Here is a 23496-nt window from a genome sequence, read left to right on the forward strand (position 1 = left end):
GATTCCGCTCTAGAGGAAGCTGAAGGCCCCTAGGGCGCATCCAAGTGTAGCGTTGCCTGCCAAAAGTAAAAACAGGTTCCCTTTTAAAAGTGAAAACAAGCCCATGCCTGACAGGATAAGGCTCAACGCAGGTATGCTGATATTGGCGAAACCCTGCTCAAGGCCGTTAGGCCAAAGCACAGAGAGCGCGAACCAGAGTGACAGACTCGCTATTACGCCAGTGACGGCTGCGGTGATGCCGGTGAGAGCCGCGCGCAGACGGGGCATAGCAAGGAGACGCTCAAGATACGGGGCTCCAACGAAGATATAGACAAAGCACGGCGTGAAAACCATCCAAAGGGTTATGAACCCTGCCAGAGTTGCCATGCCGATACCGCCCTGGGCGTTGCCGGCTACGTGGCTGACAAACTGGGTCACAAGGATGAGTGGGCCTGGAGTGGTTTCGGCGAGCCCCAAAGCATCGATCATCTGTGGAGCGGTAATCCAGCCGTGATCTTGCACTATGGTTTGCGTCATCCAGCCGAGCAAGGCGTAGGCCCCACCAAAACTCAAAAGAGCCATTTGAGCAAAATAGGCCGCAAGTTCCGTGAGGAAGTTTTGGTCCGTGATATAAAGCACTGCGAGAGGTGTTACCCACAAGACAAGACCGATGAAGAGCGTGCGAATGGGATTTGAAGCAGGCTGTACTGGTGTAGGCTTGTCGGTGTTCTTGCATGAAAAGAACAACCCACCTGCAAATGCAGCGAGCAAGAGAATTAGCGGGTAGGGCGCGCCAAACGCAAAAATGCCGAGGAACGCCACAACTGCTATGGCAATACTGGCGAGATTATTAAGAGCTTTGCTGGCAAGAGCAAAGAGAGCATGAACAACAATGGTGATCACGGAGGCCTTGATGCCGAGAAAGGCAGCAACAGCCCAAGGCTGTGCTCCATAGCTAATATACGCCATGGCCAGCGCCCAGATAACGAGTGCCCCCGGAACAACGAAGAGCAAGCCAGCCGCCAAGCCGCCAGCAAGACCGCGCAGGCGCCAGCCCGCATATGTGGCGAGTTGCATCGCTTCCGGGCCAGGCAAAAGCATACAAAAGCTGAGCGCGCCTGCGAATTGGCTTTCATTGAGCCATGCGCGTTCATCAACCAGTACGCGATGCATGAGAGCGATTTGCGCGGCTGGACCACCAAAGGACAGAAGGCCGATTTTCGCAAATGTTTTGTAGAAGTCCCGCGAGGTATGATTGATCATCGGGCCGGCCCAAGTTGACGCGTGAAGCAACAGCATATCTTTTGCGCGCCCAACGGGAAAGCTTATCAATTACAAATTAGGCCGTTTTGTTGGAACTTTCCATATTATTTGGAGCAGGCATTTATGCGTGAAAGTTGACAGGCTGGAAGGCAAGCGCAAATTTGGCCAAGCGTTTTTTGAAAATGACTGAAAGTGCAGGCTTCTGTTGCCAGGTGCCTGCGAACCCCGCCTTAGGTCGCTAAACGTAAGGACTTAATTTTCAATAGTTCCGGTCGCTTACGCGGCCATCGCCATTGGAGCACGATTGTCATTTGCAATTGTACAAGTTTCGCCGATAACGGTGGCAGACAGCCGAAACAAAGCAAACCTCTTTAGACGTTCGTCGATCCTATTTCGTCCCCATGATCCCCAAATGAAGGATGTTTGGTGGAGACGCCGGGTACCGCCCCCGGGTCCGATCCGCTTATTACAAGCGCGTTTATGTTCATAGTCTCCGAGAAGACATCTCATATATAGAGGTGGTTGGTGTCGAATTAAAGGGGCAAAATATTTGCATCTATAGGAAAGTTGAAAGCTTTGCTGTCAAGGTTTCAAACTGGATGCTTTGACAAGCAGAAAAATCACTGCGGTTTTCGGCCGACTCGTTTGGCAAAAACATCGGCTGCAAGTTTTTGAGTATAGATTTCAAGCGCGGTTAGAGCCGCTTCAACACCGTCTGCGTCTTGAGCTTCAAGTGCGTCAGTAATTTTGCTGTGTAGGTCAATGATTGCCGCTCGCGAGCGGGTAGTGAAAGTGATCATATTCATCAAGGGCTGCATTGCTTCGACTGCGCCTGCGAGTTGATAGGAAAGCACCGGATTTCCTGCGCCATCAACGAGCGCACGGTGAAAGGCGACATCTGAGGCACAGAACGCTTCATCGGAAAGGTTGGGCTGAGATTGGCGAAAAATTTCCGTGCGCATGGTGGCGATCTGATCAGCCGTGCGCCGCTCGGCCGAAAGAGGAGCGCAGGCGCGCTCGAGTGTGTAGCGCGCTTCGCAGGCGGTTTCGAAGCTCACATCATTCATGCTGAGCAGCAAAGTCGAGGTGGTAATCTGTTGGGAGTAGGCGTCTTGAAAGCTGATGCGGTTTACAAAAGCACCGCCCGTTGCCCCACGCTGTGTGCGTATGAGAGACTGGGCCGCAAGACGTTTGAGTGCTTCACGCACTGTGGGGCGAGACACATTGAATTGCTCTGACAGATCAGCCTCGGAAGGAAGCCGTTCGTCCACAATGAGTGCGCCGGAGATGATCGCATCGCGGATGTTTTTGGCTATTTTGGCAGAAAGGTCGGCGGGTTTTTGAGCGGGTTTTTTCATATGTCTTACATTTGTGCTTTACGAAGAGCATAAATTGTCTGACATTTGACTGCAAGAGTTGAGTCGAACGGGGATCATATGATTCTAAGCCGCATCAAAACCATGACAGGCCTGCATTGGCTTGCACTTTTTGCGATGATTGCGCTTGCTTGGGCTGCTCTTTTTGCCATGGCTGTTCCGGCCGAAATGCGCGCATTTTCAAGCCTTTATGGTGCGGAATTTTGGCAGGCTCTCTGTACGGTTACGCCTGATACGGCAGGATTTGCACGGCTGTTTTTAATGTGGGCGCTGATGTCGGCGGCGATGATGGCGCCGACAGCCTTACCCGCTTTCGGGACATATGACGATTTGGTGCGCTCAACAGGGCGAGGACATTTCACGCTGCTTGTAACAGGCTATCTCTTGGTTTGGCTCGGTTTCGCGGTATTGGCAGCGGCTGTGCAGATGGCTCTGACGTTGGTGGGAGCTGTTGACTTGTTGGGGCAAAGCCAGTCACCCGTGTTGACTGCGGGTCTACTCATTGGCGCAGGGCTTTATCAGTTCTCGGCCCTCAAGGACGCTTGTTTGAGTAAATGTCGCCGCCCAATTAGTTTTTTTATGCAGCATTGGGAAGAGGGGCCTTGGCGCAACGGCGTGCGACTTGGGCTCGTTTGCCTTGGTTGCTGCTGGGCGCTTATGCTTTTGGGTTTTGTTGGAGGGGTCATGAACTTAGCGTTCATGGGACTTGCCACGCTTATGATGATTTTGGAGAAACTGCCAGAGATCGGGCAACGGCTTACATGGCCGTTGGGCTTTGGGCTTATCGCGTGGGGGCTTTTTGCACTGACCTACGTTTTTATTTAGGAGGAGGACGAATATGGCTTTAGATGGTGAAATTGGCACGATCCCTTGGGCGATCAAGGGCGAACTTATTCTCAACTGCAACTGCACTGTGTTTTGCCCTTGTGTGGTCAGCCTTGGGCAGCATCCGCCCACGGAAGGCCACTGTCAGGCTTGGTCCGGCGTGCGGATTGATGAGGGCGACTACGGTGGTGTCAGCCTTTCGGGGCTGAATGTTGGCCTTTTTCTTGAAATACCAGGTAACATGGGCCGGGGAAACTGGAAAGCGGCGGCATACATCGATGATCGGGCCACGGAGGAGCAATATGACGCGCTTGTGGCAATTTTTTCAGGGGCGGCAAGAGGCACAACGGGTTTGTTTGGTTTGCTGGTCAGTGAGTTTCTCGGGGCAGAGCGTGCGCCGATTACTTTTGAGACGGTGGGCAAGGAGCGCCGCCTCATGGTTGGCAAAAAGATCAAAGGCGCAGTTGTGCCTGTCGAGGGCAAGGATGGTAAAGACGTGGTTGTGACCAACACGGAATACTGGATGGGGCCTGACATTACAGTTGCCAAGGCGACACAAGGGCGCGTTCGGGCTTTTGGCCGTGTCTGGGATTTTGACGGCCGCAGTGCTGAAATTTGCCAGATCGATTGGCACGGCCCTCGCTGATGGTGCAGATAGCGTTGTCGCGCCGCTTGCGCCGCACTCCCTTTAGTGAAGGAGTGGAGGCCGCAGGCGTGAAGGGCTACACGGTCTATAACCGGATGCTCTTGCCGACTGTTTTTCGCACAGTTCAAGAAGATTACCGCCACCTTAAGGAGGCGGTTCAGCTTTGGGATGTCTCTTGCGAGCGGCAGGTTGAGTTGCGCGGCTCCGATGCCACACGTCTTATGCAAATGCTGACCCCGCGCGACTTGCGCCCGATGCAGGCAGGTCAGTGTTACTATGTGCCCATTGTGGACGAAACAGGTGGGATGCTGAATGATCCAGTAGCTGTAAAACTCGCAGATGATCGTTGGTGGGTGTCTATTGCCGACAGTGATTTGCTGTTGTGGATTAAGGGGATCGCTTACGGTTATCGGCTTGATGTACTGGTGGATGAACCTGACGTCAGTCCGCTGGGTGTTCAAGGTCCACACGCCGATGATGTGATGGCAGATGTCTTCGGAGATGCGGTGCGCGACATTCGCTTCTTCCGCTTCGCTATGCTCGAATTTCAGGGACGCAAACTGGCTGTAGCGCGCTCGGGATATTCCAAGCAAGGTGGTTTTGAAATATATGTTGAAGGCAGCGATATTGGAATGCCTCTCTGGAACGCGCTGATGGAAGCAGGCAAAAAATATGATATTCATGCAGGCTGCCCCAACCTAATCGAGCGCATCGAGGGTGGCTTACTGAGCTATGGTAACGACATGACGGACGATAACACACCTCATGAATGTGGGCTCGGCAAGTTCTGCAATACGCATTCGGCGATTGGCTGTGTCGGCCGCGATGCTTTGCTGCGGGTGGCTCAAGAGGGGCCTGTTCGGCAAATCCGTGCTGTAGAAATCCATGGTGATGCTGTGCCACCTTGCGATCGGCTTTGGCCTGTTGTGGTCGGCGAAACACAAGTCGGAAATATCAGCAGTGCGGCCTACTCGCCCGATTTTACGACAAATGTTGCGATTGGAATGATCCGTATGACACATTGGGATGAAGGCAGTGAAGTCGACATAATAACTCCTGCGGGGGTGCATGCTGCGACTGTGAAAGAAACATTCTGGATTTGAAAGAAAGAGGTGACGAGATGAGCGACTTCAACGCATTGGTTGTCGAGAAAGACGAAGAGACAGGCAAGACGAGTGCTATGGTCAAACAGCTTTCCGACGCGGATTTGCCTGATGGCGAAGTAACTGTAGCGGTGGAGTATTCCACGGTGAATTACAAAGACGGCCTGTGCATTGGCCCGGGCGGTGGGCTTGTGCGCAAGTATCCGCATGTGCCTGGTATCGACTTTGCGGGCAAAGTCGAAAGCTCGTCAGATCCACGCTATAAGGCGGGAGACAAAGTTGTTCTTACAGGATGGCGCGTGGGAGAAGCCCATTGGGGCGGGTATTCGCAAAAAGCTAGCGTAAAGGCTGACTGGCTCGTGCCGCTTCCCGAGGGACTTGATACGCGCCAAGCAATGGCCGTTGGCACGGCGGGGTTTACCGCAATGCTCGCCGTGATGGCGCTTGAAGACCATGGGATCAAATCGGGCCCGGTTCTGGTGACAGGTGCGGCGGGCGGTGTCGGATCAGTTGCCACGGCTATACTGGCGAACCTTGGCCATGAGGTTGCCGCTGTGACGGGGCGGCCCGAGACGGAGGACTATCTGAAAAGCCTTGGAGCAACCCAGATTGTAGCTCGTGAAGAGATTAACGAAACGGTCAAGCGCCCACTGGAAGGCGAAACATGGGGTGGATGTGTGGATGCTGTCGGCGGTGAAATGCTGGCGCGACTGCTGGGGCAAATGCAATATGGAGCCTCTGTTGCGGCAGTTGGCCTTGCAGGTGGAGCTGGCTTGCCCGCCACTGTCATTCCATTTCTTTTGCGCGGCGTGAACCTTTTGGGCATCGATAGCGTGATGCAGCCCTATGATAACCGTCTGCGGGCTTGGGAACGTATTGCCCGTGATCTGCCCATGACGAAACTGGAAGCGATGGTGCAGCCTGCAAGCCTGAGCGATTTGCCCGAGTTGGGAAGAGATATCCTCAAGGGACAGGTCAAGGGCCGTGTCGTAGTTGACGTGAACGCTTGAATGCGCCGATTGGCTGGAAACATAAAACCGCCCTTCCGGGCGGTTTTATATTGTGTGAAAGCGCGGCTTGGCGGGCCAGTGGATTTGTGAAAGAGATTGAACAAAGACAGTATGAGGAGCCAAACCATGAGTTATGATGCCGATAATATTTTTGCCAGGATCCTGCGCGGTGAAATCCCTTCGATCAAGGTTTATGAAGACGATGAGACCTATTGCTTTATGGATATCATGCCGCGAAGCCCGGGGCATTGCCTTGTCATTCCGAAAACATCCTGCCGCAATATTCTGGATGCGACCACTGAACAGCTGAGCGCTTGTATGGTGACGGTAAACAAGGTGGCCAATGCGGCAATGAAGGCCTTTGGCGCGGATGGAGCGACCTTGCAACAATTCTCCGAAGCGGCGGGCGGGCAAGAAGTCTTTCATTTACACTTTCATGTTTTGCCGCGCTATGAGGGCATGCGTATGGGGCCTGCGGGCACTATGGGCGATATGGATGAGATCAGAGAAAATGCTGCAAAGCTGATTTCGGCCATGGGGTAATGTTTTTCGTTTCTGCGAACGGCGCAAATGATCAAAGCAGTTGGTTCGCAAATTAACGGGCTATTTCAGATCGAAAATGGTGGGTTCGCCTGTGCTTGCGGTGGCGCCCGTCTTATAAGGCGCGAGCTTTCTTGAAGTGCTTATTAATTCACAGACCTGCGACTCAATGTGCCTCAAGAAGTATGTGGTGTTTGCGATAATTTTAACTTCATTGATTTGATCTTGGCCTTGTTGGAAAGGGAGTATGGTTCGTTTCCGACATATTATGTCGAGGATGTTTGACATTGAGAAAATCGTTGTTACCCTTGGAAAACTAGGTTTTTGCGAGTGAAACGCGCAATATAGCTGACATAAAGAGCGGTGGTTATGCGCAGTGCCTGCTAACTTCGGTTGCAAGGGCAGGGTGCGTGCGTCGCAACTGAGAGGGACAATGTTTAACAAGATTATGACGCCTGTTGATTTAGCACATCTTACAGAGCAAAGGGCAGCTTTGGAGCATGCTGCTGCGCTGGCAAAGCTTTACGGAGCGACGGTTGTATATGTCGGCGTGTCGACAAATATACCAAGCGCGATGGCACATACCCCGGCGGAATTTAAAGACAAATTGAACAGTTTTGCGACCGAGCAAGCGAAATTGCATGGGGTTACCACTGAGGCGGATGCCGAATTCAGTCATGATCCGCGCACAGATTTGGACGACTGTTTGGTTGAAGCGGCAGTTAAGACCAATGCCGATATGATTGTGATGCAAAGCCATATGCCAAAGGCGCTGGACTTTTTCTGGCCGTCAAACGGCAGCAAAGTTGCGGAGCATGCAAAATGCTCGGTGACGCTCGTGCGCTCTTGAACTGGAAGCAAACAAAAATAATAGAATATAGGAGGGTGCCATGAGTGAAGAAACACCAGACACAGGAATACCGCAGCCCGAGGGCAATGCGGACTTAATTGATACAGACTACGAGATTGGCCAGGATAATATCGAGACCCAGATCGGGCCTTTTGGCTTGGATATTCACAATCCGGTATTCCTGATTTCGGGAATGGCGATTGTGGCGTTTGTGTTTTACGCGTTGGCCCTGCCTGAACAATCGGGAGAGCTTTTCAGCTGGTTGTTTTCCAGTGTGACCAAGGGGTTTGACTGGTTCTTTATTGGCTCGGCTAACATTTTTGTTCTTTTCTGTCTGTTACTCATCGTTCTGCCCGTCGGCTCAGTGCGTCTTGGTGGTTCGGAGGCGACTCCAGATTATGGCTATATCGGCTGGTTTGCGATGCTGTTTGCGGCGGGTATGGGGATTGGCCTCATGTTTTATGGCGTATCAGAGCCGATGAGCCACTTTGCCTCCTCTTTGGGAGGGACAGCTTCAGAGGGAGGTGTGCGCACGGACTGGGCACCCCTTGGCGGTGCGGCAGGCGATAATGAAGCCGCGACAAGGCTCGCATTTGCCGCAACGATTTATCATTGGGGTCTGCACCCATGGGCAATCTACGCGGTTGTGGCGCTCGCACTGGCGCTCTTCAGTTACAACAAGGGTTTACCACTCACCATTCGCTCGGCTTTTTATCCGATCCTGGGCGAGCGCATTTGGGGGTGGCCGGGGCACATCATTGATATTCTTGCCGTATTCGCGACCCTCTTTGGCCTTGCTACCTCACTTGGCTTTGGCGCGACACAAGCCAACGCAGGGCTAAACGAACTTTTCGGCGTTCCCATCGGTGCAACAACAGAAGTCATTCTGATTACGTTGATCACGGCCGTGGCACTGATTTCTGTTATACGTGGCCTTGACGGTGGCGTTAAAGTATTGTCCGAAATCAACATGGGATTGGCTTTCTTGCTCTTGATTTTCGTGCTGATTGCGGGCCCTACAGCGGCAATTCTGACAGGTTTTGTTGACTATCTGGGCGCCTATTTGCAGTATCTGCCAGCGCTTTCAAACCCGGTCGGCCGTGAAGATGTCAATTTCAGTCAAGGTTGGACATCCTTCTATTGGGCGTGGTGGATCAGTTGGTCACCTTTTGTCGGCATGTTTATCGCACGTGTAAGCCGTGGGCGGACAGTACGTGAATTTATCATTTGCGTTCTGCTGATCCCAAGTCTTGTTTGTGTGCTCTGGATGAGCGTGTTTGGTGGCGTTGCTATTCAACAGGTTGTGCAAGACGGCTACACAGCGGCACAGAATGCTCCTTTGGAACTCAAGCTTTTCAAGATGCTGGATGCACTTCCGCTGACCCAAATCACGAGCTTGATCGGGATTGTGCTTGTGATTGTATTCTTTGTCACCTCATCTGATTCAGGCTCTTTGGTGATTGATACGATCACGGCGGGCGGCAAAGTTGATGCTCCGGTTCCGCAGCGTGTTTTCTGGTGTATCTTTGAGGGTGCGGTTGCGATCGTGCTTTTGCTATCGGTGGGTGGTTTGCAATCACTTCAGTCGATGGTGATCTCTACAGGTCTGCCCTTTACAGTAGTTTTGCTAATCATGTGCTGGGCTATCTTTAAGGGACTTCTGGCCGAAAAAAGCTAGACGGCATCCTACAAGTTGATAGAGCGGCCCCTGCTGAAAATGCACGGGGCCGTTTCTTTTGCCGCGCAGGCCTTGAAACCCTGCAAAATTGTGCGCTCAATGTCGGCAAACATGGAGAGACATATGACACTCGATATCGAATTTGTGCGCGCGCAGTTTCCGGCTTTTAATCAACCAGCTCTTCAAGAGCAGGCGTTTTTCGAAAACGCAGGGGGATCGTATACGTGCAAGCCGGTGATAGACAGGCTCACACGGTTTTACAACGAGCGCAAAGTACAGCCCTATGCACCTTATGAGGCCTCACGCCTTGGTGGTGAGGAGATGGATGAAGCGCGTTCAAGATTGGCAGCGATGATGGGCGTAGACACAGATGAGGTGAGCTTTGGTCCGTCAACCACGCAAAATACCTATGTTCTAGCGAATAGCTTTCGCCAATTTATGCAACCCGGTGATGCTGTGATCGTGACAAACCAAGACCACGAAGCCAATACGGGCCCATGGCGGCGGTTGGCGGATGAAGGGTTTGAAGTGCGAGAATGGCAGATTGATCCTGATACCGGGCATCTGGAACTAGACAAGCTCGAAGAGTTGCTCGACGAAAAGGTGCGTTTGGTATGTTTCCCACATTGCTCAAATGTCGTGGGCGAGATTAATCCTGTCGTTGAAATCACGGCGCTGGCGCATGCTGCCGGAGCGTTCGTCTGTGTTGATGGGGTGAGCTATGCTCCTCACGGAATTCCCAATGTGGGCCTTATGGGGCCAGATATCTATCTGTTTTCGGCTTATAAAACCTACGGGCCGCATCAGGGTATTATGGTGATGCGCCGTGCGTTGGGCGAAACACTGCCAAATCAGGGCCACTACTTTAACGCAGGCAGTCTTTACAAGCGTTTTACACCAGCAGGGCCGGATCATGCGCAGGTTGCTGCTTCGGCGGGTATGGCTGACTATGCCGATGCATTGGCGGAACATCATGGGATAACAGGCAAGTCTGCGGAGCGTGCAGCAGGCGTCCACGATTTGATGCGTAACCATGAGGTAGCACTTTTGCAACCCTTGCTGGATTACGCGAAAGCAAAAAACTCGGTTCGCCTGATCGGACCGACCGATGCTGCCCTTCGCGCGCCAACCGTTGCTTTGGAGTTGGCTCAAGCCGGCGAGGCCGTGGCGAGGGCATTATCTGAAGGTGGTATTATGGCAGGCGGTGGCGATTTCTACGCTGTCCGCGCACTTCAGGCGATGGGCGTTGATCCTGAGAAGGGTGTCTTGCGCTTGTCTTTCGTTCACTACACTTCAAAACAGGAAGTTGATAAGCTTATCAATGCACTGGACCGTGTTTTGTGATCTGACAGCTTTTGCCTTGCGTAGATATGTAAACACGTAAGAGAGGCAAGTAGTGACATGAGCAGACCAGTGATTTGGTGGGTCCGGCGCGATATGCGGCTGACAGATAATGAGGCGCTCTGCGCGGCGTTGGAGGCAGGCCCCGTTATCCCGCTGTTCATATATGAAACCCGCTCGGAGAGCTTGGGCGCTGCTCCCCGCTGGCGTCTTAAGCGTGCGCTTGAAGCTTTCTCAGAGGCATTGAGCGAAAAGGGCTCAAAGCTTGTTTTGCGGCGTGGAGCTGCGCTTGACGTGTTGCGTGATGTGATTGCCGAGAGCGGCGCAACACAGGTGCATTGGGGTAGATTATATGACCCCGCTTCAAGACGTATCGATTCGGATATCAAAAAAACCTTGCGGGCAGACGGGGTTCAAGCTCACAGCCACATAGGGCACATTTTGCACGAACCAATGTCTGTGAAGACACAAACGGGTGATTTTTATAAGGTCTTTACGCCGTTCTGGCGCAATATCCAGAGTGCCGATGTCGCCTTTCCTAAGAACAATCCCAAAAGCCTACCACAGCCCGAGGGCTGGCCCACGTCTGAATGCTTGAACGATTGGGCGATAGCATCCGACATGTATCGCGGCGCAGATGTGCTTGCGCGGTATTCCACCGCTGGTGAAGCTGCAGCTTGGCAAAAGTTATATGACTTTCTTGAAGAGCGTGCCGTGACATATAAGGCCGCGCGTGATCGTTTAGCGGAAAATGGAACATCTGATTTGTCTGACAATCTGGCGTACGGCGAGATTTCTCCGCGCACTATCTGGCATTTGGGTCAGAAGGCCATAGCCTCCGGCGCGCAGGGGCTTGAGCCTTTTTTACGCCAGATTGCATGGCGCGATTTTGCGCATCACTTGATGTATCACACACCCCATATGTTGCAAGAAAACTGGCGCGAAGGTTGGGACAATTTCCCATGGAACGAGGATACGGAATCTTCTGCAGTGATGGCTTGGAAAATGGGCACCACCGGCATTGATTTTGTCGACGCTGCGATGCGCGAGCTTTGGGTCACTGGGAAAATGCATAACCGGGCACGGATGGTTGTGGCAAGCTATCTCACCAAGCACATGATGGTGCATTGGCGTGTGGGGGAGCAATGGTTTGCAGACCAGCTAATTGATTATGATCCCGCAAATAATGCGATGGGCTGGCAGTGGGTTGCTGGGTCAGGGCCTGATGCAGCACCGTATTTCAGAGTGTTTAACCCGGACACACAACTTGAAAAATTTGATCCTAAGCGTGCCTATTTCTCACGCTGGGTGGCGGAGGGACAGGTTGAACCCCCACAAACTGCGCTTGATTTTTTTGACGCCATTCCAAAACAAGCGCAACTTTCTTCACAGGACACACGCCCGAAACCTATTGTAAGGCTTAAAGAAGGGCGGGAACGGGCTTTGGCAGCCTATAGCGCAAAGTAGTCAATAAGTATGAAAAACGAGAAGAGGCCTTTCGCTATTTGAGGATTTTTTACCTAAGCTCTTGCGCCACGTCCTTTCATGACGGTATCTGATATGGAGTAAAATAAATATAGCGAAGCTTGAACAGATGCCTACAGCCGCCCGAATGCTTTCTGCAATCTACCTTGCTGTATTGGCTTTCGTCGTCACCGATATGATTGTGGCAGCTATGCTGGTCGAGGAACCTGACCTCAATTTTGGCCGTTTTCGCGAAATCAACGTTTTTATTTCGGCATCTGTCGGCTGGATATTGCTTGGCTCGCGGGTTGGCAATCCTTACTCTGTTGCGACGGGGCTCGGGATTACCGCTGTTGCGGCTGCAATCTTCTGGTGCATATTTGCACACTCTATTCTGGAGATGCTCGAGCTTTCGCTAAACCGGAAGTTTGACGGACCAATGGAAGCGCTGGTCGGTGCCGTTGAACTGGGTGTCGGATATAGTGCCGAATTGTTGCGGGCAAATATTATAGTTACGCTGGTCTTAGGCGGCATTGTGGCGGGGTTGTTTGCAGAGTTTGTTAGCCGCCGCTGGAGCTAAGTCAATTACAGTTAGGAACTGAAGTGACACAGGTTTTCTTGTATGGAACACTGCGGCATATGGGCTTGTTGCAGATTGTTTTGGGGCATGTTCCCGAGGAAAGGCTAACGGCTGCCCGGTTGACTGGGCACTACGTCGCCAGAGCTGAAGGACGAGACTTTCCCTTGATTGTCGAGCGTGAAGGGAGCGAGGCCGAAGGCCTTTTATTGATAGATGTCACAGCGGAAGAAAAAACGCGGCTTGATTACTACGAGCTTGGTTTTGGCTATGAGCTGAGAACGGTAAATGTGTCCGGAAGCGAGGCGCTTGTCTATTTCCCGCATGACGGGCTTTGGCAGCCTGCCGAACCTTGGAGTCTGGAGTATTGGAGCGAACATCACTGGCCCATCACACAGCATTCAGCACATGAGCTTATGGGACTTCTGGGGGAGGTGCCTGCGCGGGACTTGCCGCTGTATTTTGATCGCATCACGGCCCGCGCCTATGCCCGCCATTTGGCGGAAATCGAGCCTAGCCCCTCGACGCTGCGCTCGGCGCAAGGGCGTTCGGAAATCAAGTTGCATGAACTTAAGCGCAGCCATTTAGGATACTTTAGAACAGATACTTTGACACTGGAACACCCGCGCTTTGACGGGGCTATGAGTGATTGTATTTCGCGTGAGGTTTTTTTGACGGGAGATGCCGCGATTGTTTTGCCCTATGATCCGCGCCGTGACCGCATTCTTTTGATTGAGCAGTTTCGCATGGGCCCATACGGACGTGGCGACCTACGGCCTTGGACGCTTGAACCTGTGGCCGGCCGCGTAGATGTTGGCGAAACGCCGTTGCAAGCTGCAAAACGTGAATGTGTCGAAGAGGCTGGGCTCAACTTGAGTAAGCTTCTGCCTGTGGCCAATTACTACCCGTCTCCAGGAGAGGTCAGCACTTTCTTCTATACGTTTGTCGGCCTGTGTGATTTGCCAGATAAAGCAGCAGGGTTCGGTGGACTGGACAGTGAAGCCGAAGACATCCGGAGCCATGTTATCAGTTTTGATCAGGCTGAGGCTCTTATGAAAAGTTCCGAGATCAACGTGGGGCCTCTTTTGCACTTACTCCTCTGGCTGAAAAGCGAGCGAAGTGGACTGAAACAAGAATAGTTTCCTGTCTGAGTGGTGTGGGTTGGAACAGGTTGCTTTCGTGGGCCAACCTGCTTGTGGTGAGTAGGGCAAGAGCCTAGGTTGGCAGCAATGTTGCAAGGAGCCTGAGATGAAAATTGCGAATGATCTTGCCGAAGCGGTGGGTAACACCCCGCTGATAAAGCTGAAACGCGTCAGCGTGGAAACAGGCTGTGATATTTACGGTAAGGCCGAGTTTTTGAATCCGGGCCAGTCGGTTAAGGATCGCGCAGCTCTTTACATCATCAAAGATGCGATTGCGCAGGGTAAGTTGAAACCTGGAGGCACAATTGTTGAGGGAACCGCAGGAAACACAGGGATCGGCCTTGCGCTAGTAGGGGCCTCGATGGGATTCAAAACAGTGATTGTTATCCCCGAGACCCAAAGCGAAGAGAAAAAAGACATGTTGCGGCTTGCAGGGGCGGAGCTTGTGCAAGTGCCCGCTGCGCCATATCGCAACCCTAACAATTTTGTGCGTTACTCCGAACGCTTGGCCGCAGTGCTTGCCCAGAGCGAGCCGAACGGGGCGATCTGGGCAAACCAGTTTGACAATGTAGCCAACAGGCAGGCTCACATTGAAACCACTGGTCCCGAGATTTGGGAGCAAACGGAAGGCAAGGTGGATGGGTTTATTTGTGCCGTCGGTTCTGGCGGAACGCTCGTTGGAACGGGGATGGTCTTGCAGCCAAAGGGTGTGAAGGTCGGCCTTGCCGATCCGATGGGCGCTGGCCTTTTCAGCTATTACACGACTGGCGAGATCAAGATGGAAGGCAGCTCGATTGCTGAAGGTATCGGACAGGTTCGCATAACAAAAAACCTCGAAGGGTTTACGCCGGATATGTCTTATCAGATACCCGATGAGGAAGCTTTGCCTTATGTTTTCGATCTGTTAGCGGAAGAGGGCCTTTGCCTTGGTGGCTCGTCAGGCATCAATATTGCAGGTGCCGTTCGCATGGCGCGTGAGATGGGGCCTGGGCACAAGATTGTGACCGTTCTTTGCGATTATGGTACACGCTATCAGTCCAAGCTTTTCAATCCTGAGTTTCTACGGGAAAAGAATCTTCCAATACCTACGTGGATGGAACGTGAACCACGCGAAATACCCAGTGTTTTTGAGGATGTAGAATGACCCCGATGAAGACTTTGGCCAAAACGCTGCTTACGTTTGCCCTTTGTATTTCATTGTTTGCGCACCCTATTTCGGCGCAATCAAACAATGCGTCTAAGATTGATTACAATGCATGGCAATCCTTTGCCACACGCATTGAAGAGGCTGTGGAAGCGGGGCGGGCTTCTGATACAATTCTGGAAAACGTGCGCACCGATCTATCTGACTGGCGGGCGAAATTTGTCAGCGCAAAAGACGCCAATGCGCGAACGATTACAGCAGTTCAGGCCCAGATATCTGCCCTTGGGCCTGCGCCGGAAAATGGACTGGAACCGCCCGAAATTGTTGAGCAGCGTGCTTCCCTGAACTCCCGGTTGGCCGAGCTTGTTGCACCGGGAAAACGCGCTGAAGTGGCTCAGAGCCGCGCAGATGCACTGATTGTTGAGATCGACCGCATTCTTGCGCAGCGTCAGGCTAATGCCTTTATGGAACGCACTTCTAGCCCGCTAAACCCAACAATCTGGTCCCGTAGCTGGAATGCTTTTAACAGCACTCTCACAAGTACGCGTAGCGAAGTCGTTAATGGCTGGAACAACCGAAATCAGCGTGAAGCATTCACCAGCAACTTGCCCGCTTTACTCGCGTCGACCTCGGTTTCGATTGTATTTCTGCTGCTTGGCTGGAGATGGGTTCGCGCGTTGAGCATGCGTTTTGTTCGGCATCGTAACACAGCAAAAGGCTGGCTTACGGCCTTTGTACTGTCACTTGTGCAGCTCGTTGTGGCAAGCGTTGGCCTTTTAGGTCTGGTCAATTCAATCTATCTGACAGAACTTGTTGGTCTTCGCTTGGATCCGCTTCTTGATGCGATCATTGAAGGTGGCTTTTTTATCATCATTTCAATCTGGCTCAGTGCATTTGTTTTTGCACGAGCAGATCGTAGTTTTCAGAGTTTTGCGCTATCCGAAAGCCAGAATGCATCAGGGCGGCACAGCGTGATCTCGCTTGGTCTTATTTTTGGAGCAAGCTTTATTCTCGATGAACTAGCGCGTTATGACAACTGGTCAGACGATGCAAAGGCTGTCCTTTACTTTCCATTGGTTTTGATGGGCGGACTTTTCCTTTGGCGTCTTGGGCGGCTTCTGCGCCAGCACTCAATGGCAGCCAGTGCAGAACTCGGTGAGGGGGAACAAGCTCGGTATATTGATCGGATGTATGGGCTGTTGGGGCGCGTGATTGTATTGATCGGAATGCTCGGTCCCTTGCTGATGGCCATCGGTTATTTCGAGGCTGGCACAACGATCGTTTTCCAAACCATCGAAACGCTTATCCTGATTGCGATGCTTATTCTTGCCCAAAGAGTACTCGCCGAGCTTTGGGTGGTACTGCGTCGCGGCATCGAAGAGGCGCGGGACGGGCTTGTGCCGACGCTTGCCGGCTTTGGGCTTATGTTGTTTGCCATTCCCGAGCTTTTGCGAATTTGGGGCATGAGTGATGCGCGTATAACTGAGTTCTGGACGCGAGCGCGCGAGGGTTTCACTGTCGGGGAAACCCGTATCACGGCGGGAGCATTTCTAACTTTCGCGATTGTATTTGCGATTGGTTACATCATCACGCGGCTTGTGCAGGGGGCCTTGAAAAATACAGTTCTTCCCAAAACCCGAATGGATCAAGGTGGGCAAACTGCGCTTGTTTCCGGGGTCGGCTACATAGGGATTTTTCTGGCGGCTCTTGGTGCAATCACAGGTGCGGGCATCGATCTTTCCAGCCTTGCAATCGTTGCCGGTGCACTGTCCGTCGGGATTGGTTTTGGTCTTCAAAATATTGTGTCGAATTTTGTGTCCGGGATTATCCTGCTGATTGAGCGACCGATTTCAGAGGGTGACTGGATTGAGGTTGGCGGAACGCACGGAACTGTACGCGACATCTCGGTGAGATCAACGCGGATAGAGACGTTTGATCGTTCGGATGTAATTTTGCCGAATGCTGATCTGATCAGCGGGAAAGTTACCAACTACACTCGCGGCAACACTGTTGGTCGTGTCATCGTGCCTGTGGGGGTGGCTTATGGCAACGACACACGTCGGATCGAGAAGATATTGTTGGAGGTCGCTGAAAACCATCCCATGGTTCTCGCCAATCCAAAGCCAAATGTCATTTTCCAAGGGTTTGGAGCTGACAGCCTCGATTTTGAAATCCGTGCGATCCTGCGGGATGTGAACTTTGTGCTTTCTGTCCGCTCGGATATGAACCACGAAATCGCCCGTCGGTTCACGGAGGAAAATATTGAAATACCGTTTGGCCAGCGCGACATATGGATCAGAAATCCGGAGGTTCTTGGGGCGGCCCTTGCTCCGGCGCCAAAACCAAAGCCAAAAGTAAAAGCCAAAACAAAAAACAAGACTCAAAAGATGGACACAACACTTTTGAGTGATAGCGATTTTGAGGGGCCTGAAAACGGCACTGAAGACGGAGGTGATCGATGACAGCAGTCGTGACAGAGGCATTGTTTAAAGAAGATGTCTACTTGCGGGAGGCTTCAGCCTGTGTGGTTGCGCATACAGCAGAAGGGGGTATTGTTCTAGATCAAACGATTTTTTATCCAACAGGTGGTGGTCAGCCTGGTGACAGCGGAAGCCTTGCCTGGGACGGACGAACGCTGGAGATTGCAACCTCCGTTAAGGGAGAGGGCGAGCAGATAGTGCTTGTTCCGGCTGCTCCCGTGGCTCTCCCCGAAGTGGGGGTAAAGCTGGTGCAATATCTCGATTGGGAGCGACGTCACAGGCACATGCGGGTGCATACAGCGTTGCATTTGCTCTCGGTCGTTTTGCCGTTGCCTGTAACGGGGGGGCAGATTGGAGCGGACAAAGGTCGCCTTGACTTTATGATGCCAGAACTTCCTGACGACCGTTACGCTGTGGAAGCTGCGCTTAACGAATTGGTTGATCTGGATTTGCCCGTCAGTGAAATGTGGATCACTGAAGACGAACTTGACACAAGACCCGAGCTTGTCAAAACAATGACTGTAAGGCCGCCGCGCGGGCGGGGGCCGATCCGTCTCGTTCAGATAGGTGAGGGGGCTGCGCGGGTTGATTTGCAGCCGTGTGGCGGCACCCATGTTGCGCGTACCAGCGAGATTGGTGCGCTCAAGCTTGGCAAGATAGAAAACAAAGGTAAACAGAACCGTCGTGTTAACATGCACTTGATCTGACATTCTTGACAGTTTGGGCTTGCAGGCCCACATGCTTTTTCGGTAGACGGACCTCGGACAGGTGGCCGAGTGGTCGAAGGCGCGCGCCTGGAAAGTGCGTAGGCGGGTGACCGTCTCGAGGGTTCGAATCCCTTCCTGTCCGCCACATTAAAAATCTAAGTATCTGATATTATATGGTTATTTGGCTTTGCTTTTTGCATCGCCCCACATGCAGACCCACATCGACTTGTCGTCGCATATGTTTCCCTCTGGGCACGTTGCCCGTTTTCGGAACTGTAAAAGGACAAGACATATGACCATCCAAAGAACCACAGAACTAACCAGCCGCTCGATCCTCGGGGCTATCCCGGCTGCACTGACTGCTACGACGACACAAGCAGAGAAGGGATCTGATGATCCAATTCCTACTTGGTTTGCGGCATGGGGGCGGGGAAGGGAAATGTGGCGTGAAGAAGCAAGCAAGACTGGCGGCGAAAACTTCGACACGCCTGAATGCTTAAATCTAGACAGCGCCAACGAGCAACTCTCCGAGCTAATCGCAAGAACGCTTGCCACGACTGTAGAGGGGGCGGCCTGTCAACTTGAGTGGGTTCGAGTAGATGGTGCTGGTGATTTGTGCTGCTCTATGCATCATCTAGCGATCGACAATGCTATACGAGCGCTACGAACCATGAGCTAATACTCTAAGCCACCATGGGTGCTGGGGGAGGGGCGGGAGGCGCTCTATGAACAGTTGGGGAATTCGTGCTCAATGCTGCGCGCGTTCTCTCTGCCTCTATCTTGGCCTTACTTCCAAAATACACGGCGAAACACATAGAATAATTCGTTTTAAACTTGGTACTGCATAGCAGCACATATGGAGGTGATAATGCGTCTGTTCACAGTTCTTTTGGCTCTAACCCTTTGCTCAACTGGGGCTTTGGCTGATGAAAGATACCTATGTGAGGCTCGATGGAGTCATGGTGTGTTTCATAAGGAGGGTCTTAGCGGTTGGCAGGATATGAGCATGGTCCCCGAAGATCAGTTTCTCATAGAGAACGAAAAGGAAGGCGCACGCGTCAAGATGATAGGGCGGCGCTCATCGCCAACAGATCGCTACAACTGCGAGCGGTTTTTAGGAGGGGCGTTAAGGTGTCTGAATGGGCAGTTTCAGTTTAACCTGAACACTTTGTTGTTTACCCATCAAAACGATTACGGAGACTGGTTTCTATTCTCAGCCGGTGACTGCAAAGCGCTTTAGCTGCATCAATTGGTAAGGTGCAGAATGAATGCATGTTAGAAGACCTCAAGTGTTCTGTGCGCCCGACCCCTACGCGTCGATCACAGCTGATAGGGGGTAGGGGGGTGAGAAAGAAGGGGGGGCGGGGGCGAAAAAACCGCGGGATTATCTGATAGTCCACCCCCTCGCTCGCTAGGGTCTCTATTTTTTCAAATATTTTTTCCAAATCAATCGCGGTGAGCTGGTGTATTTGTAATGCGCTTTCGATCTCGCATTGTTGGTTTATATTACATTGGAGATATGCATGGATCAGAACAGAAGCCCCCACAGTGCGCCCCCTCATTTCAGCTTCAAGAAATCGCCATCGGATGGTGACAGAGCTCTTGGGCGTCAGCAGGCTCTTATCATTCAAGGCACCGCTGAGATCAGGGCACATACCGCCGTTAATGGCCCAAGCGAAATGCCGCTCGCGCTCGATGATGGGCGCGTGTTGCGCACCGATAAAGAAATTCTCGACTATCTGGATGAAGGCGACAACGCTTCGGCCTTCTTTGATCTATGCGGAAAGGGACCAAGCCAATGAGTTTTTTCGATTGCGTGAAGGACGGGCTTGAAGACGGTATGGTGGACAAGGCGCGTGGAGAGCGCGCACAGGCCATGTGGCGGGACATATCGGACAGATACGAGCGGCAAGGCCATGAGCGCCATGTAGCGGAGGCTTTGGCGGGCGAGGACGTGAAAGAAGCGTTCCGAAAAGAGGCGGGCAAGGCCCGTCATGTCCTCCTGTCAAAGCTGGTCAACAACCGAAAGCAAGCGGTTGAAGTTGCGGGAACCACCAACCGGACAGATATACGCCAAGATCCCACGCGCGCGATGGAGCGAGTGGATTATAGGTCTCGGGCACTTAAACGGCGGTTTGATGGGAGTCTGCAAGACTATCTCGACCAGCATCATCAGGGCTTGTTTGGCAAAACCACCGCACGGATAAATCACGAGAAGGTGTTGCGCTCAATTCTTGATGGGGATGCGTCAGATGAAGTCGCCGCTGCTTATGCCAAGGCGGTTTCTAATGCGCTCGAAGATATGCGCCTGATGGCAAACGAAGCCGGTGCAACCATTGGTAAAATTGATAATTATTTCCCTCAGAACCACAACCGCACGGCACTCCTTGAGGCTGGGCTTGATACCTTCGCCAAGGAGCGCGGTGTTGGGCGGAGGCAAGCAAAATTCATGGCTATGGCAAAGGGCGAGTCCCGAGACGCGATGTTTTCCAGATCGTTCGACACATGGGCTGACGATATCCGGGACCGGATTGACTGGGCCAAGATCAAGGATCACCTAACTGGAAGGCCGTTTCAACAGGATGGCGGCCCTGCGCCGCTCTTGGAAACCCAGAACCGCTTTCTGCGCGATGTGTTCGACAGCGTTGTATATGGCGAGGGAGCCACCTCACCGACCTATGGGAAGCCGCAGGGTTCCTCTCTCACGACCAGAATGTCGATGGAGCGCGTTCTACACTTCAAGAGTGCTGACGATTGGATTATTTATAACAAGAAGTATGGCACAGGTGATCCGCACCAAGCCCTCATGTCTCACGTTCACAAGATGGCGCGCGATATCACGATGATGCGCGAGTTTGGCCCCAACCCCGGGCTTGGCTTAGAATTTCGGGGTGATCTTCTGATGAAACGAGCCAAGGAGCTGAGTATTGATCCCCGCGCGGCTCAGGGCGGGGTGGCGCAGGCCAAGCGTATGATGGCCGTCGAGAATGGGGCAGGTGTGCCCAACGGATACTTCCAATCTCTGACGGCAAATTTCTTGTCAGACGCGCGGCAAGTTATGAGCTCTGCCTTCCTTGACCGTGCGATGATCGCCAGCATTTCGGACGTGAACTTTTCCAAGATGGCGGCTCAAACTATTGGCTCAAATCGCGACGCCCCGTTCCAGGTCTATATCCAAAACATATCCGACATGGCGAAGAACAAGAGCCTCACCTCTACAGAAATGCGTCAATGGGGATGGGTTTCAGACACAATGGCTGACGCTGGAATGGCTGTGGCCCGTTTCAACGGGGAATCTCCCTCATCGCCTTGGGCTGCAAATCTGTCGTCCAGCATCATGAAGCTGCAAGGGCTTTCCTCACACACTGACGCGGGGCGCTTCGCCTTGCAGCACACCTTTGCAGGGCAGATGGCGAACCAGATTGGCAGGAAGTTTGACGACATTGAGCCGGGGCTTTTGGCAATCTTCAAGGAGCACCAGATCACTCCCGATGACTGGGGCCAGTTTGCTAACCCCGAATGGGCGATGAAGAAGCCTGACGGTGCGATGTTCCTAAACCCTCTCTGGTGGCGCGAGGCAACCAACCTTCCTGCCAACGTGGCTGACGATCTGTTCTTCAAGTTTCAGGGGGCGGCCGAGGACTTCATCGAAAGCGGTGTCCCAACGCAATCGCTATTCATGCGCGGCATCTTCGATCCTATTGGGCGAGGGCTTGAACCGGGCTCTGCAACTTATGAGCTGGCGAAGTCGGGACTGATGTTCAAATCGTTTGTCATGGCATTTAGCTACAACAGCTACCGAGTGATGCGCCGGATGCCTTCAGTAAACAACAGGTGGCTCTGGGCGGCTGAGAATATCGCAGGGGCAACAATCCTGGGCGCCACAGCCTTACAGATCACGGAGATCATCAAAGGAAACGATCCAAAGCCGATGGATAGGAGCGACTTCTGGTTTCAGGCGGCGCTGAAAGGCGGCGGCTTTGCCATCATCGGGGATATCATTGCAACGGGTGAGACAAAGTGGGGAGGCGGTGTCCCGTCCTATGCCGCGGGGCCGGTAGTGCAGGCCGCTGGCGACCTCTACAGTCTGACTATCGGCAACCTGACCGACATTGGCATATCCGTCTTAACGGGTGAGGAAATTGAGCTGGGTCTTCCCAAGCAACTCAAGCGCACCATTGACCGCTACATGCCGGGGGGCGACCTTCCTTTCCTTGGGCCGGCATTCCAGCGCTTGATCACGGATCAGCTATATATGGCACTTGATCCCGATGGCGCTGAGGCGCTCACAAAGAAGGCAACTGCGCGTGAAAACAGGGACGGAAACGGGTCATTCTGGATGCCTGGTTCGCCCATGCCGAGCCGAGTTCCTGACTTCTCAAACATACTTGGGCAGTGAGGGGCTTTCTGAAAGATAAGACAGGCCTTCGAGTGTAGGCTGAGGGCATGTCCTGTCACAAGGTGGTGGGCCATTCTGGCCGCTGGCTGTGGGCCGCCTGCCGAAAATAGCCCCACTCTTGCGTTACTCCAATTTTAACTGCAGATCGTCGTAGCCCCATAGGTGTTGCAGATTGTTGTAGAGCTCGGCTCAAATGCCCGCGCCTTTACCGCTTCCAAGCGTTGCCTCGCGCTATCAATCTCCCGTGCGATGCATTCGGCCATTTTATCGGTCTTTGGTTTGAAGCCATAACTTTCACAGACGCCTTGGTAGTATGCCACGCGCTCAGATTGAGAGGCACCGTTGAACCAAGCAGAGCTTCCAATCTGGGCGGGCCCACAGCCAAAAAGCAACAGGCTAGAAAAGATCACTGTGCGCATTTTTGTCCCCGCGATTAACAATCTTTTGCCAATATACATTTGGCGGGCAAAAATCATAACACGTTTTTGTCGAGGCATTTGATCCGCTTGCCTAAGGTGGCAGATTGGCTGCATGACAAAGCTCACCGCGATCACGCCCCGCCCCCTACGTATGCGCGCCGCGCTGCGCACCGCAATTGACCTGCGTGTCAAACAAGGAATGACAATCGCGGCCGCCTGCGAAGAGGCAGGAATGAGTCCTCAAGGCTTCCACAAAGCTATGAAGCGGCCGGCTGTGCGTGACTATCTCCAAGCGATTCAGCTGGAATTTGTCGCCGGCGTCGAGGGCAATAAAGCGGTTTACAAGGCACGAGCACTTGAGGTGGGCATGGATCTAATGCTCAATTCAAAGAGTGAGACGGTCAGGGCGCGAATGGTTGAGTTCTTCGCCAGTGACGGGAAGGTTTCGCCCGTATCTGTACATATTGATGCGCGGCAAACTGGTGGCTATGAGTATGCGCACCCAGATAGACAAGTGGTAGAAATTATTCCCAGTAAGGCTGAGGATTGACCC

The 23496-nt window shown here is 52.8% G+C and carries 21 protein-coding genes, 1 tRNA gene, 1 other RNA gene and 1 pseudogene; 20 read left to right on the forward strand and 4 right to left on the reverse strand.

What is annotated here, in order from left to right:
• Positions 1–9: 9 nt before the first annotated feature.
• From chrA to OE750_RS03760, 3 genes are all read right to left on the reverse strand, one after another.
• Entirely contained in the window at positions 10–1278 is a 1269-nt protein-coding gene (gene chrA, locus OE750_RS03750) for a chromate efflux transporter (protein ID WP_263761539.1), read from the reverse strand.
• A 155-nt stretch (positions 1279–1433) separates the two neighbouring features.
• Positions 1434–1784, reverse strand: a transfer-messenger RNA (tmRNA) gene (gene ssrA / locus OE750_RS03755).
• 78 nt (positions 1785–1862) lie between these two features.
• Entirely contained in the window at positions 1863–2600 is a 738-nt protein-coding gene (locus OE750_RS03760; protein ID WP_263761541.1) for a FadR/GntR family transcriptional regulator, read from the reverse strand.
• A gap of 78 nt (positions 2601–2678) precedes the next feature.
• Here OE750_RS03760 and OE750_RS03765 point away from each other — a divergent pair, with 78 nt between their 5' ends.
• From OE750_RS03765 to OE750_RS03850, 19 genes and pseudogenes are all read left to right on the forward strand, one after another.
• Positions 2679–3443, forward strand: coding sequence for a DUF2182 domain-containing protein (locus OE750_RS03765; protein ID WP_263761543.1), 765 nt, complete (start codon positions 2679–2681; stop codon positions 3441–3443).
• A gap of 13 nt (positions 3444–3456) precedes the next feature.
• Positions 3457–4089, forward strand: coding sequence for a DUF1326 domain-containing protein (locus tag OE750_RS03770; protein WP_263761545.1), 633 nt, complete (start codon positions 3457–3459; stop codon positions 4087–4089).
• Positions 4089–5192 (forward strand): dimethylsulfoniopropionate demethylase, encoded by a 1104-nt coding sequence (locus OE750_RS03775; protein ID WP_263761547.1) that lies wholly within the window; start codon positions 4089–4091, stop codon positions 5190–5192. Before OE750_RS03770 ends, OE750_RS03775 begins: the two co-directional genes overlap by 1 nt.
• Before the next feature lie 17 nt (positions 5193–5209).
• Positions 5210–6202: an acryloyl-CoA reductase gene (gene acuI / locus OE750_RS03780; protein ID WP_263761549.1), complete on the forward strand. Its 993-nt coding sequence runs from the start codon at positions 5210–5212 to the stop codon at positions 6200–6202.
• Positions 6203–6328: 126 nt separating this feature from the next.
• Positions 6329–6745: an HIT family protein gene (locus OE750_RS03785; RefSeq protein ID WP_263761551.1), complete on the forward strand. Its 417-nt coding sequence runs from the start codon at positions 6329–6331 to the stop codon at positions 6743–6745.
• A gap of 430 nt (positions 6746–7175) precedes the next feature.
• On the forward strand, positions 7176–7592 hold the full coding sequence (locus OE750_RS03790) for a universal stress protein (protein ID WP_263761553.1): 417 nt from the start codon (positions 7176–7178) through the stop codon (positions 7590–7592).
• Between the two features lie 40 nt (positions 7593–7632).
• Positions 7633–9270: a BCCT family transporter gene (locus tag OE750_RS03795; protein WP_263761555.1), complete on the forward strand. Its 1638-nt coding sequence runs from the start codon at positions 7633–7635 to the stop codon at positions 9268–9270.
• A gap of 123 nt (positions 9271–9393) precedes the next feature.
• Positions 9394–10614: an aminotransferase class V-fold PLP-dependent enzyme gene (locus OE750_RS03800; RefSeq protein ID WP_263761557.1), complete on the forward strand. Its 1221-nt coding sequence runs from the start codon at positions 9394–9396 to the stop codon at positions 10612–10614.
• Between the two features lie 57 nt (positions 10615–10671).
• Positions 10672–11127 (forward strand): annotated as a pseudogene (locus OE750_RS18150) (deoxyribodipyrimidine photo-lyase); the annotation flags it as partial.
• Between the two features lie 198 nt (positions 11128–11325).
• The gene (locus OE750_RS18155) at positions 11326–12078 is read left to right on the forward strand and encodes an FAD-binding domain-containing protein (protein WP_318527978.1); all 753 of its coding nucleotides are present in this window, start codon (positions 11326–11328) and stop codon (positions 12076–12078) included.
• Between the two features lie 127 nt (positions 12079–12205).
• Positions 12206–12655, forward strand: coding sequence for a TrgA family protein (locus tag OE750_RS03810; protein ID WP_263761561.1), 450 nt, complete (start codon positions 12206–12208; stop codon positions 12653–12655).
• 23 nt (positions 12656–12678) lie between these two features.
• Positions 12679–13791 (forward strand): NUDIX domain-containing protein, encoded by a 1113-nt coding sequence (locus tag OE750_RS03815; RefSeq protein WP_263761563.1) that lies wholly within the window; start codon positions 12679–12681, stop codon positions 13789–13791.
• 109 nt (positions 13792–13900) lie between these two features.
• Positions 13901–14938 (forward strand): cysteine synthase A, encoded by a 1038-nt coding sequence (locus tag OE750_RS03820; protein WP_263761565.1) that lies wholly within the window; start codon positions 13901–13903, stop codon positions 14936–14938.
• The gene (locus tag OE750_RS03825; RefSeq protein ID WP_263761568.1) at positions 14935–17400 is read left to right on the forward strand and encodes a DUF3772 domain-containing protein; all 2466 of its coding nucleotides are present in this window, start codon (positions 14935–14937) and stop codon (positions 17398–17400) included. The genes OE750_RS03820 and OE750_RS03825 overlap by 4 nt, the downstream gene beginning before the upstream one ends.
• The gene (locus OE750_RS03830; RefSeq protein ID WP_412176192.1) at positions 17397–18125 is read left to right on the forward strand and encodes an alanyl-tRNA editing protein; all 729 of its coding nucleotides are present in this window, start codon (positions 17397–17399) and stop codon (positions 18123–18125) included. The genes OE750_RS03825 and OE750_RS03830 overlap by 4 nt, the downstream gene beginning before the upstream one ends.
• 55 nt (positions 18126–18180) lie before the next feature.
• Positions 18181–18270, forward strand: a tRNA-Ser gene (locus tag OE750_RS03835).
• Between the two features lie 147 nt (positions 18271–18417).
• Positions 18418–18804, forward strand: coding sequence for a hypothetical protein (locus tag OE750_RS03840; protein WP_263761571.1), 387 nt, complete (start codon positions 18418–18420; stop codon positions 18802–18804).
• 844 nt (positions 18805–19648) lie between these two features.
• Positions 19649–19927: a hypothetical protein gene (locus OE750_RS03845; protein WP_263761573.1), complete on the forward strand. Its 279-nt coding sequence runs from the start codon at positions 19649–19651 to the stop codon at positions 19925–19927.
• On the forward strand, positions 19924–22524 hold the full coding sequence (locus tag OE750_RS03850; RefSeq protein ID WP_263761576.1) for a hypothetical protein: 2601 nt from the start codon (positions 19924–19926) through the stop codon (positions 22522–22524). The genes OE750_RS03845 and OE750_RS03850 overlap by 4 nt, the downstream gene beginning before the upstream one ends.
• A gap of 134 nt (positions 22525–22658) precedes the next feature.
• Here the strand turns inward: OE750_RS03850 and OE750_RS03855 are convergent, their stop codons facing one another.
• The gene (locus tag OE750_RS03855; protein WP_263761578.1) at positions 22659–23000 is read right to left on the reverse strand and encodes a hypothetical protein; all 342 of its coding nucleotides are present in this window, start codon (positions 22998–23000) and stop codon (positions 22659–22661) included.
• Between the two features lie 55 nt (positions 23001–23055).
• On the opposite strand from OE750_RS03855, the gene OE750_RS03860 reads away from it, so the two are divergent.
• Positions 23056–23493 carry a helix-turn-helix domain-containing protein gene (locus OE750_RS03860; RefSeq protein WP_263761580.1) on the forward strand — a complete coding sequence of 146 codons (438 nt, stop codon included), beginning with the start codon at positions 23056–23058 and terminating at the stop codon, positions 23491–23493.
• Positions 23494–23496 lie beyond the last annotated feature (3 nt).

The organism is Lentibacter sp. XHP0401 (assembly GCF_025751535.1).
Taxonomy (GTDB): Bacteria; Pseudomonadota; Alphaproteobacteria; order Rhodobacterales; family Rhodobacteraceae; genus Lentibacter.

Bases quoted from the DNA above. Each gene is read 5' to 3' on its own strand.
- OE750_RS03800 (WP_263761557.1), top strand. From the start codon at position 9,394: ATGACACTCGATATCGAATTTGTGCGCGCGCAGTTTCCGGCTTTTAAT.
- OE750_RS03860 (WP_263761580.1), top strand. From the start codon at position 23,056: ATGACAAAGCTCACCGCGATCACGCCCCGCCCCCTACGTATGCGCGCC.
- OE750_RS03790 (WP_263761553.1), top strand. From the start codon at position 7,176: ATGTTTAACAAGATTATGACGCCTGTTGATTTAGCACATCTTACAGAG.
- OE750_RS03810 (WP_263761561.1), top strand. From the start codon at position 12,206: ATGCCTACAGCCGCCCGAATGCTTTCTGCAATCTACCTTGCTGTATTG.
- OE750_RS03840 (WP_263761571.1), top strand. From the start codon at position 18,418: ATGACCATCCAAAGAACCACAGAACTAACCAGCCGCTCGATCCTCGGG.
- OE750_RS03845 (WP_263761573.1), top strand. From the start codon at position 19,649: ATGGATCAGAACAGAAGCCCCCACAGTGCGCCCCCTCATTTCAGCTTC.
- OE750_RS03760 (WP_263761541.1), bottom strand. From the start codon at position 2,600: ATGAAAAAACCCGCTCAAAAACCCGCCGACCTTTCTGCCAAAATAGCC.
- OE750_RS03850 (WP_263761576.1), top strand. From the start codon at position 19,924: ATGAGTTTTTTCGATTGCGTGAAGGACGGGCTTGAAGACGGTATGGTG.
- acuI (WP_263761549.1), top strand. From the start codon at position 5,210: ATGAGCGACTTCAACGCATTGGTTGTCGAGAAAGACGAAGAGACAGGC.
- OE750_RS03795 (WP_263761555.1), top strand. From the start codon at position 7,633: ATGAGTGAAGAAACACCAGACACAGGAATACCGCAGCCCGAGGGCAAT.
- OE750_RS03775 (WP_263761547.1), top strand. From the start codon at position 4,089: ATGGTGCAGATAGCGTTGTCGCGCCGCTTGCGCCGCACTCCCTTTAGT.
- OE750_RS03820 (WP_263761565.1), top strand. From the start codon at position 13,901: ATGAAAATTGCGAATGATCTTGCCGAAGCGGTGGGTAACACCCCGCTG.
- OE750_RS03855 (WP_263761578.1), bottom strand. From the start codon at position 23,000: ATGATTTTTGCCCGCCAAATGTATATTGGCAAAAGATTGTTAATCGCG.
- OE750_RS03830 (WP_412176192.1), top strand. From the start codon at position 17,397: ATGACAGCAGTCGTGACAGAGGCATTGTTTAAAGAAGATGTCTACTTG.
- OE750_RS03765 (WP_263761543.1), top strand. From the start codon at position 2,679: ATGATTCTAAGCCGCATCAAAACCATGACAGGCCTGCATTGGCTTGCA.
- chrA (WP_263761539.1), bottom strand. From the start codon at position 1,278: ATGCTGTTGCTTCACGCGTCAACTTGGGCCGGCCCGATGATCAATCAT.
- OE750_RS03785 (WP_263761551.1), top strand. From the start codon at position 6,329: ATGAGTTATGATGCCGATAATATTTTTGCCAGGATCCTGCGCGGTGAA.
- OE750_RS03825 (WP_263761568.1), top strand. From the start codon at position 14,935: ATGACCCCGATGAAGACTTTGGCCAAAACGCTGCTTACGTTTGCCCTT.
- OE750_RS03770 (WP_263761545.1), top strand. From the start codon at position 3,457: ATGGCTTTAGATGGTGAAATTGGCACGATCCCTTGGGCGATCAAGGGC.